General features: G+C 43.0%; 17 protein-coding genes and 1 pseudogene. 8 read left to right on the top strand and 10 right to left on the bottom strand.

Translation table 11 applies throughout. The features are described 5' to 3' along the window. Positions 1-5: 5 nt before the first annotated feature. From AB4407_RS01925 to AB4407_RS01915, 3 genes are all read left to right on the top strand, one after another. A complete protein-coding gene (locus AB4407_RS01925) occupies positions 6-1,061 on the top strand; it encodes a porin (protein WP_372118079.1) in 1,056 nt (351 codons plus the stop codon). A gap of 404 nt (positions 1,062-1,465) precedes the next feature. Then, a complete protein-coding gene (locus AB4407_RS01920) occupies positions 1,466-2,098 on the top strand; it encodes a fumarylacetoacetate hydrolase family protein (protein ID WP_372118077.1) in 633 nt (210 codons plus the stop codon). A 150-nt stretch (positions 2,099-2,248) separates the two neighbouring features. Further along, entirely contained in the window at positions 2,249-2,881 is a 633-nt protein-coding gene (locus AB4407_RS01915; RefSeq protein ID WP_009845666.1) for a LysE family translocator, read from the top strand. Between the two features lie 127 nt (positions 2,882-3,008). Here the strand turns inward: AB4407_RS01915 and AB4407_RS01910 are convergent, their stop codons facing one another. After that, on the bottom strand, positions 3,009-4,733 hold the full coding sequence (locus AB4407_RS01910) for a phospho-sugar mutase (protein ID WP_372118075.1): 1,725 nt from the start codon (positions 4,731-4,733) through the stop codon (positions 3,009-3,011). Positions 4,734-5,273: 540 nt separating this feature from the next. On the opposite strand from AB4407_RS01910, the gene coxB reads away from it, so the two are divergent. From coxB to AB4407_RS01890, 4 genes are read left to right on the top strand one after another with little or no spacing between them, the layout of a single operon-like run. Further along, positions 5,274-6,491, top strand: coding sequence for a cytochrome c oxidase subunit II (gene coxB, locus AB4407_RS01905; RefSeq protein WP_372118072.1), 1,218 nt, complete (start codon positions 5,274-5,276; stop codon positions 6,489-6,491). Then, entirely contained in the window at positions 6,488-8,149 is a 1,662-nt protein-coding gene (gene ctaD, locus AB4407_RS01900; RefSeq protein WP_048659081.1) for a cytochrome c oxidase subunit I, read from the top strand. Before coxB ends, ctaD begins: the two co-directional genes overlap by 4 nt. 11 nt (positions 8,150-8,160) lie before the next feature. Beyond that, positions 8,161-8,769 (top strand): cytochrome c oxidase assembly protein, encoded by a 609-nt coding sequence (locus AB4407_RS01895; RefSeq protein ID WP_372118069.1) that lies wholly within the window; start codon positions 8,161-8,163, stop codon positions 8,767-8,769. A gap of 29 nt (positions 8,770-8,798) precedes the next feature. After that, positions 8,799-9,683, top strand: coding sequence for a cytochrome c oxidase subunit 3 (locus AB4407_RS01890; protein WP_372118067.1), 885 nt, complete (start codon positions 8,799-8,801; stop codon positions 9,681-9,683). 19 nt (positions 9,684-9,702) lie between these two features. Here the strand turns inward: AB4407_RS01890 and AB4407_RS01885 are convergent, their stop codons facing one another. After that, the gene (locus tag AB4407_RS01885) at positions 9,703-9,933 is read right to left on the bottom strand and encodes a DUF2909 family protein (RefSeq protein WP_372118064.1); all 231 of its coding nucleotides are present in this window, start codon (positions 9,931-9,933) and stop codon (positions 9,703-9,705) included. 1 nt (position 9,934) lies between these two features. On the opposite strand from AB4407_RS01885, the pseudogene AB4407_RS01880 reads away from it, so the two are divergent. Beyond that, positions 9,935-10,516: pseudogene (locus AB4407_RS01880) on the top strand (SURF1 family cytochrome oxidase biogenesis protein); the annotation flags it as partial. 5 nt (positions 10,517-10,521) lie between these two features. On the opposite strand, the gene AB4407_RS01875 reads toward AB4407_RS01880, so the two are convergent. The 8 genes from AB4407_RS01875 to AB4407_RS01840 form a co-directional block, all read right to left on the bottom strand. Then, complete coding sequence (locus AB4407_RS01875; protein ID WP_372118062.1) at positions 10,522-12,204, bottom strand: tape measure protein; 1,683 nt, start codon at positions 12,202-12,204, stop codon at positions 10,522-10,524. Between the two features lie 50 nt (positions 12,205-12,254). Next, positions 12,255-13,157, bottom strand: a complete 903-nt coding sequence (locus tag AB4407_RS01870; protein ID WP_282387390.1) for a Mu-like prophage major head subunit gpT family protein — start codon at positions 13,155-13,157, stop codon at positions 12,255-12,257. A gap of 2 nt (positions 13,158-13,159) precedes the next feature. Further along, on the bottom strand, positions 13,160-13,984 hold the full coding sequence (locus AB4407_RS01865; protein WP_372118058.1) for a phage protease: 825 nt from the start codon (positions 13,982-13,984) through the stop codon (positions 13,160-13,162). A 110-nt stretch (positions 13,985-14,094) separates the two neighbouring features. After that, a complete protein-coding gene (locus AB4407_RS01860; RefSeq protein WP_102558703.1) occupies positions 14,095-14,466 on the bottom strand; it encodes a 6-phospho-beta-glucosidase in 372 nt (123 codons plus the stop codon). Further along, a complete protein-coding gene (locus AB4407_RS01855; RefSeq protein WP_102558702.1) occupies positions 14,467-14,850 on the bottom strand; it encodes a Mor transcription activator family protein in 384 nt (127 codons plus the stop codon). A 2-nt stretch (positions 14,851-14,852) separates the two neighbouring features. Further along, positions 14,853-15,323 carry a hypothetical protein gene (locus AB4407_RS01850; protein WP_372118055.1) on the bottom strand — a complete coding sequence of 157 codons (471 nt, stop codon included), beginning with the start codon at positions 15,321-15,323 and terminating at the stop codon, positions 14,853-14,855. Between the two features lie 193 nt (positions 15,324-15,516). Further along, on the bottom strand, positions 15,517-15,846 hold the full coding sequence (locus AB4407_RS01845; protein ID WP_372118052.1) for a phage protein Gp27 family protein: 330 nt from the start codon (positions 15,844-15,846) through the stop codon (positions 15,517-15,519). Position 15,847: 1 nt separating this feature from the next. Further along, a complete protein-coding gene (locus AB4407_RS01840) occupies positions 15,848-16,300 on the bottom strand; it encodes a hypothetical protein (RefSeq protein ID WP_372118049.1) in 453 nt (150 codons plus the stop codon). Positions 16,301-16,942: the final 642 nt, after the last annotated feature.

Raw genomic sequence — 16,942 nt, 5'->3', positions numbered from 1 at the left:
TGACAATGAATAAGAAACTTTTAGCGCTAGCAATTTCTGGTGCAGTATTTGGTACACAGGCAGTTGCGGTAGAGCTTTATAACGAAGACGGTACAGCCTTCTCTGTTGGTGGTCACGTTTCTGTAAACCTGAATGGTTCAGAGAAAGGCGATACGGATGTTGGTACAAACTCACCACGTATCAACTTTAATGCTACGCAAGAATTAGGCAATGGCTTCACAGCTGACGCTAAAGGCGAATGGGCGCTTAATTACCTAAACGGTGGTGATGAGTCATTTACTACTCGTCTTGGCTATGTTGGCTTATCTCATGATGAATTAGGTCGTGCTGTTGCAGGTACGCAGTGGGCGCCATACTACGATGTAGCTTCAGCAACAGATATGCCGATCGCTTTCGCGAATGATTTCTTATACGACAACCACGGTGCACTAGGTACTGGTCGTGCAGACAAAATGGCAAGTTACCGCAACGGATTCGATTTTGGTGAAGCGGGTGAGCTTAGCTTTGGTTTAGGTTGGCAGGGCAGCAATGATGTAACAACTGACACTGAAAATGTTGTTGGTGGTGTTGTAATTACTCGTCGTTCAACTGCGTCTTACGACGATCGTATTCAAGCGACTCTTGGTTACTCAATCGCTGGTGTTAAATTGGGTTATGCCTTCAACACTGGTGACTTCAAAGAGGGTGGCGTTTCTAAGACAGCTGAATCTCACCTAGTTTCTGCTGCATACGGTTCTTACGGCTCAGGTTTATACCTAGCAGGTATCTACGCTTCAAACGAAAACATGAATGTAGGCCTTGAAGAAAGTGATGCATATGAATTGCTAGCGGCTTACGCTTTAGCGAACAGCTTAAACTTAAGCGTTAACTACGAAGTTGTTGAAGGCGAAGCGACGAAAGGCGCGGCAACACAAACTGACCGTGAAGAGCTAGCTCTACAAGCTGAATACAACTTTACGAGCAATGTTGTTGGCTACACTGGCTATCAGTTTGATCTAAACGATGCAGACAACAGAAAAACTGACGACAAGTGGACTATTGGTGCTCGTTTCTACCTATAAGTCGCGACTCATTTAGTTTGACCACTATTATGCATAGTGTTTACTCCTTAAATTTACCTTTTTGGATACTGTCCTAGACACTATGCTAAGCCCTCTCAAGCCTTTGGTTTGAGAGGGCTGCTTTCGTTCTATACGCATCTGTTTTAGCTTTTCCTTCGTGTTACCCAGCCATTCATTTCATCTACGTAGCTATGATCTGCGCAGGGATTATCTACACAGCTATGATCTACGTAGCTATGACTCTTGTCATTAGTTCTTATACGTCGCGATCTTCGAATAAAAGTATTTAAATCATTTAATTGAGCTAAAGATCAGAATTTAGATATTGGTAACCATCTTGTCGAAGATTCTCTTTTAATGATGCGGTAAACTCTGCGCTCTAAAAAACAGTTTAGGGACAAACTATGAGCAGCGTTGTAGATCAGGAGCAATTGATGAATTCGAAACGAACAGCAACACCCAGCAAAGTACTGTGTATTGGGCGCAATTATGTTGATCACATCGAAGAGCTTAATAATGTTATCCCTGACTCTATGGTGGTGTTTAATAAGCCGAGCACTAGCGTTACGTCTTCTCTATCATCTTTCCATCAAGAAACGTTACATTATGAAGCTGAAATCTGCTTCATTGTTGAAAACGGTGAATACTCTGCCGTGGGGCTAGGTTTAGACCTTACCAAACGCGAGTTACAAAGTAGTTTGAAGGCGAAAGGTCTTCCTTGGGAGCGTGCTAAAGCTTTTGATGGTTCTGCTGTTTTTAGCCGCTTTGTTTCCATAGATAACTTGGACCTCTCTGACTTTAACTTAGAGTTATTTATTAACTGTGTCCGCGTTCAAAAAGGGCATGTTGAACAGATGCTTTATTCCCCACAGACCATCCTCGAAGAGTTATCTTCTTATACGACTTTGCTAGACGGTGATGTTGTGATGACGGGCACTCCGAAAGGTGTTGGAGAGGTACATCAAGGTGATATTTTCCTTGGTCGTCTAAAGTGTGGTGAAACCACTGTGATTGAGATCGAGTGGGTAGCACGTTAATTAGTCTTTTGTATTTAGTTAATAAATTGGTTTTACTGTTTATTAATGGTGTTTAATTCGATTGATTTAACACCTAGCAACTGATTGCATCTGGAAGGGTGTCGGTAATTGATATAAAATTCGTCTCCATTTTTATCAATACTGAAACCCATGATCGATTTAACCATCCTACCTGTTTACCTGACGGCCGTTGTAGCTCTTCTCCTTTTACCAGGCCCTGATATGTTACTCATCGCAAGCTCAAGCATGAGCTATGGCCGTAAAGTCGGTGTGTTTGCGAGCTTAGGTAATGCGACTTCTGGAATTATCCTGACAGTATTGGCAGCAATGGGCGTTTCAGCATTGATTGCGATGAGTCCAGTGGCTTTAAAAGCCCTTCATCTATTAGGCGGTGCATACTTATTAAAGATGGGGTGGGATTGTCTTCGAACAGAACAGGGTAATGCACCTGAGTTAAGCGATAACCGTGCTGCAAAAGCCTACTACCAACGAGCACTTATTAGTAACCTGCTTAATCCTAAAGCGTTGGTTTTCTTCGTGATGTTCTTACCGCAGTTTGTATCGACGAGTATTGAAGCGACTTCGGGCGAGCAGATGCTCGTTCTGGGTTTATTGCTGAATGTGCTAGGTTTGACGTTCAACTTTTTACTTGTGGCGTTAGTGGGTACTATTGGTAAATCTTTGGTAGAAAATGCTAAGTTTCGCACCTATCAGCAAAAAGTGATGGGCGGAGTTTTCATCGTGTTAGCGGTGTGGATGTTGTCTTCCTTCTTTACCTCGTAGACTGCAACTCAAACAGTTTATCGCGGTTAGCCGCCGATACAAAAATGGACGCTTCGAGCGTCCATTTTTTATGTCTATCAGTTACATATTGTACTTCATGGAACTGATTTTTTGAAAGAATGATGATCTAAGAGTTCAACTCCTTCTGGTGTTGTTCGATGAGCTTATCCATGTACTCTTCACCGCGCTTGCGAGTATCGTCATAGGTTTCTGTCCCTTCGAACTTTGTTACCGTCTCATAATAAACCTTAACTTTTGGTTCTGTTCCTGAAGGGCGGACGATAATGCGTGAACCATCCTCGAGGTGATAGATGAGTACGTCACTTGCAGGCAGGTTAATGGCTTCAGTATTGCCTCCAATGACGAAGCGTAAAGAAGACTGCAGATCTTCAATCACAGAGATAGCGACACCGTTAATCGCTTTAGGCTGTGCTGAGCGGAGCTTAGAACCAATCGATGGTGAATCTGGGTCTAGGGCAATACTTCGCTGCGCGTTGGTATGAACCCCATGTTCAAATGAAATTTGAGCGAGAAGATCCCAAACGGTTCGCCCTTGAGATTTTAACTCCTCAACCAGTTGAGCAAACACGACGATAGCAGACAGCCCATCTTTGTCTCGTACCTGAGTGCCAATTGTGTAGCCTAACGCTTCTTCATAGGCGAACAAGAACTCGTTTTTCTCATCTTCTAATTGCATGCCAATATTCGCTAACCATTTAAAGCCAGTCAGTGTTTGGAAGTAAGTCGCACCGTGAGAATTAGCCACTTTCTCAAGTAGAGTTGAAGATACGATACTGTTACCAACTAACTGGTTTTTAGTGTGTGGCTTTGATAGCAAGTAGTGCGCGAATAACACACCCACTTGGTCACCCGTGAGCATTTTATAGGAAGCATCTTCAGTTCTGACTTTATCATCGGTTCGAACGGCAACCGCAAATCGGTCTGCATCTGGGTCATTAGCGCAAGCGATGTCGGCATCGACACTTTTTGCTAAGTTAACCACAAGATCCATCGCGCCTTTTTCTTCCGGGTTGGGGAAGTTCACGGTTGGGAAGTGACCATCTGGCTCTCTCTGTTCGGCAACACTGAACACCTTATGGAATCCAGAATCATGAAGTAGATCTTCCGCCATTTGTGCGCCGACACCATGCATAGCGGTATAGGTGATGGTGGTGTTCGCCGATTCGATCTCTTTACTCACGTGTGGGCTCTGGTTGATCGCAGCGCGGTACGTTTGATAATAGCCTTCAGTTAACCATACCAACTTACCTTGTGTTTCAGCGTCACTAAGGCTCATCAATGGGATGGCCTTGGTCGATGCTATGTCTATTTCAGCAGCAATGCCTGCATCATGAGGGGGAATGATTTGAGCGCCATTCTCCCAGTATACTTTGAAGCCATTGTACTCCGGCGGGTTGTGGCTCGCCGTCACGACAACAGCCGCCGCCGCGTTGAAGTGCTCGATACCAAAGGCAACGATAGGTGTCGCTGCAACATTCGAAGTTAGGTAAACCTTAATACCTAAAGCAGTGAGTACAGAAGCTGTATCAATCGCGAATTGCTTTGAATCTAAACGGCCGTCGTAGCCAACCACTACACCACGCATAGAGGCATTTTCGACATGTTCAATTAAATAGTGGCCAAGGCCTGTGGCCGTTTCTTGTATGACCAAGCGGTTCATTCTATTTGGGCCGCATCCGACTTTGCCGCGCAGTCCCGCCGTTCCGAATTCTAATCGTTGAATAAAGCGGTCTTCAAGTTCGTCGTGCATTCCCTCATCGATAAGGTATTGAAGCTCTTCACGAGTTCTTGGGTCTGGGTCTCTCGCTAACCAGTTCATTGCATCTTGCATAATCACTAAACCTTTTAATATCGGGGTGTCTTTCTGTTGATTTAATTTAAATGATACTGATTATCATTTCCATGAAAGCAATCGTAAAACTCGATTTAAAATAAATTCCAACAGTAAAGGAAAGGCATATGGGGAAAGCCACTTCAAATAATTGACTGTTTAATAAGTAAACTTACCTTGAACAATTGGGTATCACTAACTAGCCTTTTACATAAATATAACAAAACTTAACAAGTTCGTCGTTTTTGAATCTTTAGTGGAAACTTCCAACGCTTATGATCCGTATTGGTTCTTAAATTGAGATGAGGTCAGCAGCCCGTTTACAGGCTAGCTCCATGTGAGTGGTAGATTGAGATTCAGCTTTTCATGTGCAGCTGGAATAACAATGAATGTTGTCTGGCTCGGAATGACACATAGCTCGTAATGACATGTAGTTCGTAATGAAACGTAGCTCGCAACGAATATAGCTCGTAAAGAAACAGAGCTCGCAACGACATTTAGGTCGCAAGTATCCAATTAGGAAGGATAAGGAGAGATCTTTTGAAAAGATTATTGGTTAGGCTAGTGTGGCTTTTGAAGAGTTTTGTTTTGATTTTAGTGTCGCCTTTAGTGCATGCAAGTAGTGAATACAACATGACAAGAGGTGTGACTGAGATCAGCAGTGAGGTTTATGAACTTCATATGCTTATCTTCTACATCTGCTGCGCAATTGCCTTCGTTGTTTTTGGGGTGATGTTCTATTCGATTTTGAGGCACCGAAAGTCGAAGGGAGCGGTGGCGGCTCACTTTCACGAAAGCACCAAAGTTGAAATCCTCTGGACCATCATTCCAATTATTATTCTTATTGCTATGGCGATACCCGCGACCAAAACCTTGATTGCTATGGAAGACACCTCTCAATCAGATCTGACCGTTAAAATCACTGGATCACAATGGAAATGGCATTACAGCTATTTTGGTGAAGACGTCGAATTTTTCAGCCTTCTAGCGACCAGTGACAAAGAAATCGAAGGCATTGAAGTGAAAGGGGCTCATTACCTGCTAGAGGTTGATAAGCCATTAGTTCTTCCTATTGATAGAAAAGTTCGCTTCTTGATGACCTCTGACGATGTGATTCACTCGTGGTGGGTTCCTGCCTTTGCCGTTAAGAAAGACACTATCCCGGGGTTCATTAACGAAGCGTGGACAAAAATAGATAAACCCGGTGTGTATCGTGGCCAGTGTGCTGAACTGTGTGGCCGAGCACATGGCTTTATGCCGATAGTGGTGCATGCCATGGAAGAAGACGAGTTTGATGCATGGCTGGCGGAACAGAAAGAATTGGCGATAGCCGCACAACAGGCGGCTCAAGATGCATTAGACGCGTCACTTTCTTTGGAAGAGCTGAACACCATCGGTGAAGAGGTTTACAAAACTCGATGCGCGGTCTGCCACCAAGCGAACGGTGAGGGTATTCCTGGTGCATTCCCAGCTATTAAAGGTAGCCCAGTTGCTCTAGGAGATGTCGATGTGCATATCGACACCATTGTTTATGGTCGTGGAGGCTCGGCAATGCAAGCCTTCGATAACCAGTTAACCGAGAAAGAGATCGCTGCGGTCGTCACTTATCAAAGAAATGCATGGGGTAATGACACGGGCGATATTGTTCAGGCTTCAGATATTAACGCTTACAAGGTTAAACAAGAAGGCGGAGCCCAAGCACCTGACGAACAGGGCTCAACGGATGAAGCACAAAGTGATGCTAAGGAGCAGCTATGAGTTCACCAATCAATAAGCCGGTGAAATCGGCGCCTGCAGAAGATCAGGCCTTGAGCCATTCTGTGGAAGGCACATTGGACAGCAATGACTTGTCTCTGGATGATCACGATTCTCACGCCGCTCCAAAAGGGTGGGCACGTTGGCTGTATTCAACCAATCATAAAGACATAGGCACATTATACCTGTGGTTCAGCTTTGCGATGTTCTTAACTGGCGGCGCGATGGCAATGGTGATCCGCGCTGAGCTATTTCAACCGGGCTTGCAGCTTGTTGAACCAGACTTCTTCAACCAAATGACCACAGTGCACGGCTTGATCATGGTGTTTGGTGCGGTAATGCCTGCATTCACGGGACTCGCTAACTGGATGATCCCTATGATGATCGGGGCGCCAGATATGGCGTTGCCTAGAATGAACAACCTCAGTTTCTGGATTCTGCCTTTTGCCTTCTTAATCTTAATTGGCTCTCTGTTTACAGAGGGAGGTGGCCCGAGTTTTGGTTGGACATTCTACGCGCCGCTGTCAACGACTTACGGCCCTGATAGCACGGCGCTGTTTGTCTTCTCTGTTCATATTATGGGGATCAGTTCGATCATGGGGGCGATCAACGTCATTGTGACCATCGTGAACATGCGAGCACCGGGTATGACTTGGTTTAAACTACCGATGTTCGTATGGACTTGGTTAATTACTGCTTTCTTACTGATAGCTGTGATGCCTGTTCTCGCCGGAGCCGTGACCATGGTGCTAACTGATAAGTACTTTGGGACAAGCTTCTTTGATGCGGCTGGTGGTGGTGACCCCGTTATGTTCCAACACATATTTTGGTTCTTTGGGCATCCCGAAGTGTACATCATGATCTTACCGTCGTTTGGTATTGTCTCTGCCATCATCCCAGCCTTTAGTGGTAAGCGTTTGTTTGGTTATCATTCAATGGTGTATGCGACCTGTAGTATCGCGATCTTGTCTTTCTTAGTGTGGGCACATCATATGTTCACTACGGGGATGCCGGTTTTTGCTGAACTGTTCTTCATGTATTGCACCATGTTGATTGCGGTTCCGACGGGAGTGAAAGTCTTTAACTGGGTAGCAACCATGTGGCGAGGCGCGTTGACCTTCGAAACACCAATGCTTTTCACCATCGCCTTTATTGTTCTATTCACGATAGGCGGCTTGTCAGGATTGATGCTCGCTATTGTTCCTGCTGATTTCCAATACCATGACACCTATTTTGTAGTGGCTCACTTCCACTATGTTCTGGTTACCGGTGCGGTGTTCTCGATAATGGCCGCAGCCTATTATTGGTTACCTAAGTGGACCGGGCATATGTACGATCACAAACTCAGTCTGTGGCATTTCTGGACTTCAGTAGTCTCAGTGAATGTCCTTTTCTTCCCGATGCATTTCTTAGGCTTGGCGGGGATGCCACGTCGTATTCCAGACTACGCTATTCAGTTCGCTGACGTTAACCAAGTAGTGTCGATTGGTGGCTTTGCTTTTGGTTTGTCTCAATTGATTTTCTTATGGTTAGTCATCAAGTGCGTAAAAGGCGGTGAGCCTGCATCAAGCAAGCCTTGGGATAGAGCTGAAGGACTTGAGTGGACAGTACCAAGCCCAGCACCTCATCACACCTTTACTCATCCACCTAAAATCGATTAGAGGGATGCACAATGAATGATAAGCAAAGCGAGATAGATAAAAAACAACCTAAGCGATCTACCAAGAAGCTGACGGGCTACTTGGTATTGAGTGTAGTGGCGATGTTTGGCTTCGGTTTCGCTTTGGTTCCGCTTTACGATGTGATGTGTGAGGCGTTGGGAATCAACGGTAAAACTAATACTGTTTCTGCTGTTCAACCTCAGGGGATGCAACCGGACTACTCTCGTGCGATCCGAGTGGAATTCATGTCTCATATTAAGCCTGATATGCCATGGACGTTTTCGCCTGAAGTGCGTGTTCTAGAGGTTCACCCTGGTGAGGTGGTTCAAACTAACTACATTGCCAAAAACCTATCTGGAGCCTCATTGGTTGGCCAAGCCGTACCATCGGTGTCTCCAGGTATGGGGGCAACTTACTTCAATAAAATGGAATGCTTTTGCTTTAATCAGCAGCCACTGGACGGGTTCAAGAGCGCTAATATGGGTTTGATATTTTATATAGAGCCAGACATTCCAGACTCGATACACACGCTGACGCTCTCTTATACGCTGTTTAATATCACGAGTGAGGTGGTCGGGGAATCAAGCAGTCCCGAGCCTAATGTAATCGCGAGTAACTAGGAACCAGAATCAACAAAAGGAGTTGAGCGATGAGTTCTAAAAAGGAAGTTTATTTCGTTCCACATCAAAGCCACTGGCCATTAGTCGGTGCCGTTGCGCTGTTTCTTGTTGCTGTTGGAGCAGGGTTAACCGTGCAAAACATGGGGACTGATGCTGCTGGTGGCGTGTTCGGCAAAGCGGTGTTGTTAGTCGGATTTGCTGTTCTTCTGTATATGCTTGCGGGTTGGTTTAGCAACGTAATTACGGAATCATTGAGTGGTGTTTATTCCGAGCAGATATCTCGCTCCTTTAGGCAAGGCATGAGCTGGTTCATCTTTTCTGAAATCATGTTCTTCGGCGCTTTCTTTGGTGCGCTTTTCTATGCTCGTATGATTTCTGTTCCTTGGATTGGTGGTGCGGGCAACAATGAAATGACCCATGAAGTCTTGTGGCCGATGTTCCAGTCTATGTGGCCACTGACCACGACACCTGATGGCGTAACGACACAAGCTATGCCTTGGCAAGGTATCCCTCTAAAGAACACCATAATTCTGCTGCTTTCCTCTGTGACGCTGCACATGGCACATATCAGTCTTGAACAAAATAAGCGTATGGCTTTGATCGTGTGGCTAGAGATAACCATTGTTCTGGCTGGCTTCTTCCTGTTCTTCCAAGTTGAAGAGTACCTTCATGCTTATCAAGAGATGGGATTGACACTTCAATCTGGCATCTATGGCAATACCTTCTTCTTATTGACCGGATTCCATGGTTTGCATGTCTGTTTGGGAACGATTTTTTTGATTGTGTTACTGGCAAGGGTTGCCAAAGACCACTTCACTCCGAAAGATCACTTTGCGTTCCAAGCGGGCAGTTGGTATTGGCACTTTGTTGATGTGGTTTGGTTAGGTCTGTTTGTGTTTGTGTATGTGCTCTAACTGCTGAGCCTATTGGGAATTAATAGGGGCGAGGGTTGGGCGCTATCACTCCTGAACCTAAAGCCAGTAATAACAGTAACACGACAACAGCTGACCACATGACTCGACGCCCTAAAAAGTGACTCAGCCTTTTGCCATTGTGCGTGCCAGAAGCGATTTGTATTAGCCCTTTCATTAAGTTGAAGGCGATGAAAAACAGTAGAGCAACCAATACAACTTTGAATAGCAAGATAAAGGTAGATGACGCCATAGTGATAACTCCAAACGGTTTGAATCATGATGAACGAAAGTTCCGCAGTAAAGGTTTTTGGGTTGCGGTTGTTTTAACTTTGGTTTCAGTCGGCATTTTAATCAAGTTGGGTTTGTGGCAGTTAGAGCGAGGTAACGAGAAATTGCGTTATGAGCAGCAACTATCAGAAAGAGCGCTGCAATCGCCACAATCTTTAGGTGTCATTGTTTCTGAGTTGCGAGGGCTAGGTTTATCTGGTCAAGAGTCATTAAATCCTCAAACCCTAAATGGGTTAAAGGCTGATGTCGAATTAGTAAATACGAGTGGCTTGATACTCTTGTTGGACAACCAAATCAACCAAGGAACGGTGGGGTATGTGATTTACATGCTCGGTGAGGTTCAAACACAAGATGAAAACAAGTCTTTAGTGGCCGAAAAGCAGTTGTTAATCGATCTTGGGTTCGTTGCGGCAAGCCGTGACAGAAGAGAGCTACCGAAATTAGGAAACATCACACTACCAACCAAACTGTCAGGGCGTTTGTGCAGCGTCGCGCGTTTTGAACACTTGCACCCTACCAAAATGAACAATGCTGAAATGTTAAATAATTGTTAATTTACACCTGTGTCAGGGTCTACCTTGATTGACGGTGAACTTGTCTCTATTGACGTTTCAACACGGTTGTCACTAACGTCAACTTTAACCCTTAAATCGCCACCCATTGGGTAGTTAGATTGAGGTTGGAATTGATTGTAATTACCCGTTACATAGGCAGGTAATTGCTGTTCAATTTGCTTCCTCAGCTTATCACCTGTTGTTTCTGACTCTTTTGTATTGGAATCGAACACACTGGGGAAAACATCAGCAAGTGTGGTCTTCTTCATTTTCTGTGCAATTTCGGTATCACCAAAAAGAGCTTCCATAGCAAAGCCGACAGCAAAAGCTTCCCCTGCGATATCGATCACCTTACCAAACTTATTTGCTTTTCTGCTCTTAGGGTTATTAGAATCTGGGCTTAAATCAGGAATCATAGGTGCACCAAAACCGCCACCACCAGGCCAGTTTGTAACGAATACTGGCGTTGCACTCAAACTAGATAAACCACTCGCTAAAGCACCATGACCTTTCTTTTTGCCCGATGCTTTATCATAGATCCAACCACCTGCGGCAGCACCACCTTTAAGGATTGGCGCACTTATCGAAATAGCCTTGTTCAACGCGTAGACCGACGCTAAGATTTTCGCTAAATTGCCGTAACCGCCCACTGCATCACTAATAGCCTGTGCACCCGTCCCCACGGCTTTTAATATTGGTAGTAAACCATCGCCTACATCTTTTAGCCCCTGAGCAGCTTCTGCGGCAGTTCTAAATGAGTCAACTAGATTTTGACCAACTGTTTCTACAAGCTCGTCATACTCCCCTGTAGACTTCATTTGTTCGAGCATACCTAAGAACTCCCCAAGTTCATCTTTGAGCAAGTCAAATGTACCGCTATTCATGACATCTTTTTGAAATAGAGACCAGTGATCGCCCATGTTTGAAATCATGCCGTTCCATGTTTTCATTTGTAGCTCTGCTGAGCCTTTTGTCTCTTCTCCCATGACACGTATCAAGTCTTGAATTGCAGACCTTGTTAATTGGCCTTTGCTAGCCATATCTTGAATTTGGGCGGTACTAAAGCCTTTTCCAAAATTTTTACCTAGGTCTTTACTCGCTTTTTGCAAATACTCATAAACGGGTACACCTCGCTCAAGCATTTGGTTCATTTCTTCCGCTTGGAGTTTCCCCTTTGTCCATGCTTGACCTAATGCCGTTGCGATACCCTCGACTTGTTCAGCACTCCCCCCCATTTTAGAGGCTTGGTCAGCGATTGCCTGCATTGTCCCATCCATTGGATCAAGTCCGTAGGCTTTTAGTCGAATAAAGGATTGGGTAACTTCATCCAATGCGTAGGGGGTTGATTGTGTGAAGTCTTCAATCCAGCCAAGAGCACTAGCAGCACCACTTTCTGAACCCATAATGCTTTGCATCGAAGCGGCTAGGGTTTCAAAATTAGCGGCAGTCTTGATAAATGTTCGTTCAAATGCAAACCCCGCAGCACCAAGGCCAACAATCGTTCTATTGCCAAGTGAGTCTATACCGCGACTAGCTGCTCTAACCGATTGATTCAACATAGCCATGGCTTTATCGCTTTTCTTGGCAAAATCAGACATAGAGTTACCATATCGCTTTGCTTTGTCCGATAAATTACCAGCAAGATCTATACTGATTTCGGTTTTTAATTTCTGTGCCATAAAAGCCTCAAACTAATAAGGGCTAGTCAATGCTAGCCCTTTTTTTGATGTTATAAATCTTGAGAGACTAGAATCTCAACCGCTTTATAGTTGGTGTTGTCTTCCCCGTTCTCAAGAGTACGACGCAAGACGATCTTCTCAGCGGCAGAACGATAAGCAACGGGAACGACTAGTACAGTAGGTTTAACCTTTAACGACCTTCCTTCACTGTCTTTCTGTTCCATCATTTTGGTCATCATCAACTCAAAATTAGCTTCTGTTAAAGCAGCTTTAGAACCAAATGCCATTTGCCAGAATGTATAGCCAGCGTTACCACGAGCACGAGTACCGAAAGCGTAATTATCGGTAGTGAAAACATTGTAATCAGTTGAGTCAGTCACCGACTGGAATTCTGGCTTTAAACGCTCTTGCCAAACTAAAGGTTTAAGAGGGCGACTAGTGTCTAACATGTACCAGCCTTGACCTGTATCCGTATCAGGATCACCAATTACATTTGAAAACGTATTTACGCCATCTTCTGACGGGTGGTCAGCATCAAAGAACGGCTGTCCGTCATAACAAATCTCTGTAAAGCCATTTTTTAGCAAACCAAAGACATGTTCATCTGGGTACATTTCGGCATCGTAACCCATCTCTTGAAAGATGATGCCATAGCGACCATAGTCATTATCTTCATAGTCAACACGGGGAATTTCTACTGAGGATTCAAACATCTTGTTTACGATGTTATAACCGTGTTTTTTAAGGTTCTTCATTTGGCGAGAACCGATCCATTCTTTAAGGCGAGGGAAGTCCCCCAACCAACCGTAGCCAGTTGCGCCAGCTGAGGAAGGAAGAACAGTAGCAATCATAGGGTAATCAGGCTTTGCACCTCCTTTGCCTGCGTCAAAGCGACCAGCAAACGCGGTTTTAGATTCAATGACTACATTACTAATATCGATTGGATTTGGCATTGTTAAACCTCTTTATTCTTTACATTTAAAAACTGTTCTTCGGAAATTCCAACATTTCGACAGACAGCTAACTGTGTTTCATTTAATGACGATGAATTTTGCTTTGTTTTATGTGGCGTATTGGTACTCTTATTTAAATAAGAAAAACCAGACGTGCTACCAGCAAACTTTTTAAACTCATCAATCCCTTGGCTACGGCAGCAAGCAACTAAAAAATCACGCTGTGCGGGAGTAAATACGGCATCACTTACATAACCATCAACTAAGGATTCAATTTCCTTTTTCTCGGCTTGACTATCGCGAGAGTTTAAAGCTGACAATAATTCATCATCAGAGGTGACATTAGAACCAAGGGCTTTTGATAGCTTTTCCCACTTATTATCTGGTTCGTCCTGTCTGCTATTTAAAGCTTGCATTACTAGGTTTGGCTTATTGGTTAAACCGACACTAGATAACGAAATAACTTCTTTGCTTTCGTTATAATTGAATGCAGGTGATAAAAAACGATACTCACGCGAGTTGATTGCACTTGCGGCTTTCTTCGTCCAATCCGCTTTAGCCCATATTTCACCATTGCGAATTTCTAACTCTTCAATCCAACCAGCAGCAGGAGCTTCTTCCCCTTTTGTTGCCTTTAGCTCTTGACCATGTTCGTAGTCAATAACCATAGGGACTTTCATGTTTTTAAAGGCGTGTAAGATAGCTTTAGGATTTCTCAAAACCCAACTGCGACCGTCCAAACCTTTGATGTCAGGGCCGCTAGGTAGAATCTGTACCCACTGACTCGCTTTTTCGTCTAATTCTTTACATAACGCTGTAACGGGCATAACTTTAGCCTCATACCATGTTTAAACTACGTTTAAATCGCTCTATATTGATTTAAACATTTTCTTTTGAGCCAATGCTCAACCAAATCGGAAAGCTTCAATACAACGCGCTACGCGAGCATTTTCCCGTTATTTCCTGAATGCAATTCTGAAACCGCCATACTTGCAGTTAAAATTACATTCCAGTCTTGAGCCGTTATCTTGTAATCGCAAATATCATCATATGTAAAAGAGACTCGATACTTGCCAAGACAACTAATAGAAGCAGCTGCGTTTTCATTAAGAAGCATTAACCCCTTAATCGCTAGAGTATGCTTGTCATTGACAGGCTTGAACTCGGGCATGTTAACTAGATGCTGGTGTTGAGCATCAACTAAATCGACTACGGTATTTCTAGATGAATTTGATAATGGCTCTATTGATACTGTCTTAACCAGTTCGCCATTAATAAGAACGCCGTCTATTAGATTGTGTAAATACATTTACTTAATTCCATCCATTGCTTTCCTAATTTCAGCATCAGCCTTTCTACAAGCCTTAATGACTCTTTGAATTGCAATAACAGACATTCCATATTTTCGAGATAGCTCATTAGCATTGTTACCTTTGAACTCTTTATAAATAAGTCTATATATCACCGCTTGCTTAAATGTATCATCACTAGGTAAATATATTTGACTACCACCAAATACAGAAACCATTAAGCAAATAAATTTAACAGTATCTCTTTCATCAAGATTGAACTCTTTTGAGCGAGATAGAAACTCATCAAAAACTTTTGTTTTAGATGGGTTCATTTTAATTAAATCCATGACAACATCTAAGGCTGTATCTTTTTTTGCTATATCTAACCATTCAATCGACATTGTTATTTAACCTTTAATATTTCTTTTACTGTGGTTTCTCTAATATTTTTATTCAGAGCTATATCTTTAATTGAAACTCCGTCGGCATGCATTAACCTAATTAACTCATGCTCAACTGTTCGATGATAGAAAGCGAAGCCATTGACAAGTCGAGTTACTTTCGTAGGTTTGCATTTGTGCTTCTTTAAAACCCGATAGACTGATTGGGAACTCATGCCGAACTCACTAGAAATGCTTGCCACTCCTTTTCCAGCCAAACAATCTTTAACGATCATTAACTCGGTTACATTAGCCTTGAATGTTTTTAGCTTGCCAAAATAAATCTGGGCTGTTTCATCAGCTTTAGTACCTGAGAACATGGATAGCATATCTTCTTTTAATGCCGCTTCTAGCTCTGGTGTTGGTTGGATACCAAAAAAACGATCAAGCAAGAAACCCATCATCAAGATATTCTGATTTATTTCACATGCCATTATGGAAGTCCGCGTTTGCTTTGATAAATCCATATTAATATACATACCTAATAAATACGGAGTAACGCGGATTATTTAAAAATTGTTATAGTGGGAGGGGCTTTTATAGATATGAAAAAGCCCCTTTAAAGGGGCTTTGAGTTTCATCGACAAGATGAATAAATGTTACCTGCGTATTTAATGTAAGCGATATTTATTGGTTTGACAAGCTCGGATATATTTCCTCGTTCAGGAAACGATTAAAAGCGGTTCGAGAGATCTTAAACTTATCTGCTAACCCTCTATGCTCAACTTCATTGTTCACATAAGAAAGAATATCTTTTTGAGTGTACCGCCTTGATGAAAGCATTACCGCTATTCGCGCTCTAATATCAGTTGGTAGCTGTTGAACCTTATAAAGCCTCTTTGCTTTTTTCGGTGATGCTGCTTTTCTAAGGATCAACAAAACATTTTTAACACCAATATTACGAACCAAGTTAGCCAGTTCGTAGCTCTCAGCCGCTGTTAGTCTAGAAACCGTCATATCACATAGCCTTCTGTAGGTGTTTTTTCATCAGATTAATTACTTCTGAAGGTGATACACCTAACTCTTCTGACAGGCCAATTAACTCAACTTGCTCAGTTATCGTTAACGGTTGAGATTCAGGAAGAGATCTATCATTTTTACAAGCTTTTGAAATGGTGTTGAATTGTGATGATATCAGGTTTGAGCGCATCGTCATTTCCATAACAACGGTGTAATCGCACTTTGTATGACCTTTGATCCAATGATTGTATAGAGAGAAAAAACCGTTCAAGTTACCAGCTAGAGATTCAACGTCTTTATGAACCTTCTTTCTAAAATCGGCACTTGGGATATATTGATCTATATCAGAGTGATTTGGGTTGTAAGGCGCGAGTATCTCAATAGACTTACCGTCAATAGTGACGAGTAAAGGGGAATTGACGCTATTTTCTTGAGGAAAATTGTTAGGCATGATGGCCTCCTTGGATATTTTATATATCGCCATCAGGAGGTTCCAATCTCACTGGTGGCGAACTGAGCAGGGTTGGAACTACCGTATCCAAGAAACGGCCTAACCGAAGTTAGCCCTACTCAGCTCACCATTGTGAGCTTACGCACAAACAAAAAAACACGCATAGGCGTGCATTGTGCGCCTCGGATAATAACAGGGTTCCAATCCTGACGCTAGATTTTGCTAGCGTGTTTTCATCTTAGATTGAAGATTGCACTTCGTCAACAACTTTCGAGACTACCAAAATGAGCAATAAAAATTACATATGTAATCTATCAACTCGATAGCGACTAAGTGATGATTTAGTCAATTTAGAGCTATCAGGAAGACCTTGCTCTTCTATTAGTTTATTGACAGCCTTTAAGGCTTCTCCATGGCTCAATGTTCGAATCAATTTAATGACTCGATTTCTAACTTCAAAAGGTAGACAATCTACTTTGCTAATTCGCCCCATTTTAAACCCTCAATTGGCTTTAGATTTAACCAATATCGAACTAATTCACCTATCAATAAAAATAACGGCATTTGCTTTAAAACCACTAATTTAAATTTAACATGTAGTTAACATTTGGCTTTTATTAGATCCTTTTCCTCTTTCAACTT

It is taken from the genome of Vibrio sp. 10N.261.46.E11, from assembly GCF_041472735.1.
Taxonomy (GTDB): Bacteria; Pseudomonadota; Gammaproteobacteria; order Enterobacterales; family Vibrionaceae; genus Vibrio.
Note: the sequence above shows the minus strand (reverse complement) of the source record. Positions and strands in the feature narration are given on the sequence as shown.

Coding starts and splice junctions, on each gene's coding strand:
- AB4407_RS01925 (WP_372118079.1), top strand. CDS start 6: ATGAATAAGAAACTTTTAGCGCTAGCAATTTCTGGTGCAGTATTTGGT.
- AB4407_RS01920 (WP_372118077.1), top strand. CDS start 1,466: ATGAGCAGCGTTGTAGATCAGGAGCAATTGATGAATTCGAAACGAACA.
- AB4407_RS01915 (WP_009845666.1), top strand. CDS start 2,249: ATGATCGATTTAACCATCCTACCTGTTTACCTGACGGCCGTTGTAGCT.
- AB4407_RS01910 (WP_372118075.1), bottom strand. CDS start 4,733: ATGCAAGATGCAATGAACTGGTTAGCGAGAGACCCAGACCCAAGAACT.
- ctaD (WP_048659081.1), top strand. CDS start 6,488: ATGAGTTCACCAATCAATAAGCCGGTGAAATCGGCGCCTGCAGAAGAT.
- AB4407_RS01895 (WP_372118069.1), top strand. CDS start 8,161: ATGAATGATAAGCAAAGCGAGATAGATAAAAAACAACCTAAGCGATCT.
- AB4407_RS01890 (WP_372118067.1), top strand. CDS start 8,799: ATGAGTTCTAAAAAGGAAGTTTATTTCGTTCCACATCAAAGCCACTGG.
- AB4407_RS01885 (WP_372118064.1), bottom strand. CDS start 9,933: ATGGCGTCATCTACCTTTATCTTGCTATTCAAAGTTGTATTGGTTGCT.
- AB4407_RS01875 (WP_372118062.1), bottom strand. CDS start 12,204: ATGGCACAGAAATTAAAAACCGAAATCAGTATAGATCTTGCTGGTAAT.
- AB4407_RS01870 (WP_282387390.1), bottom strand. CDS start 13,157: ATGCCAAATCCAATCGATATTAGTAATGTAGTCATTGAATCTAAAACC.
- AB4407_RS01865 (WP_372118058.1), bottom strand. CDS start 13,984: ATGCCCGTTACAGCGTTATGTAAAGAATTAGACGAAAAAGCGAGTCAG.
- AB4407_RS01860 (WP_102558703.1), bottom strand. CDS start 14,466: ATGTATTTACACAATCTAATAGACGGCGTTCTTATTAATGGCGAACTG.
- AB4407_RS01855 (WP_102558702.1), bottom strand. CDS start 14,850: ATGTCGATTGAATGGTTAGATATAGCAAAAAAAGATACAGCCTTAGAT.
- AB4407_RS01850 (WP_372118055.1), bottom strand. CDS start 15,323: ATGGCATGTGAAATAAATCAGAATATCTTGATGATGGGTTTCTTGCTT.
- AB4407_RS01845 (WP_372118052.1), bottom strand. CDS start 15,846: ATGACGGTTTCTAGACTAACAGCGGCTGAGAGCTACGAACTGGCTAAC.
- AB4407_RS01840 (WP_372118049.1), bottom strand. CDS start 16,300: ATGCCTAACAATTTTCCTCAAGAAAATAGCGTCAATTCCCCTTTACTC.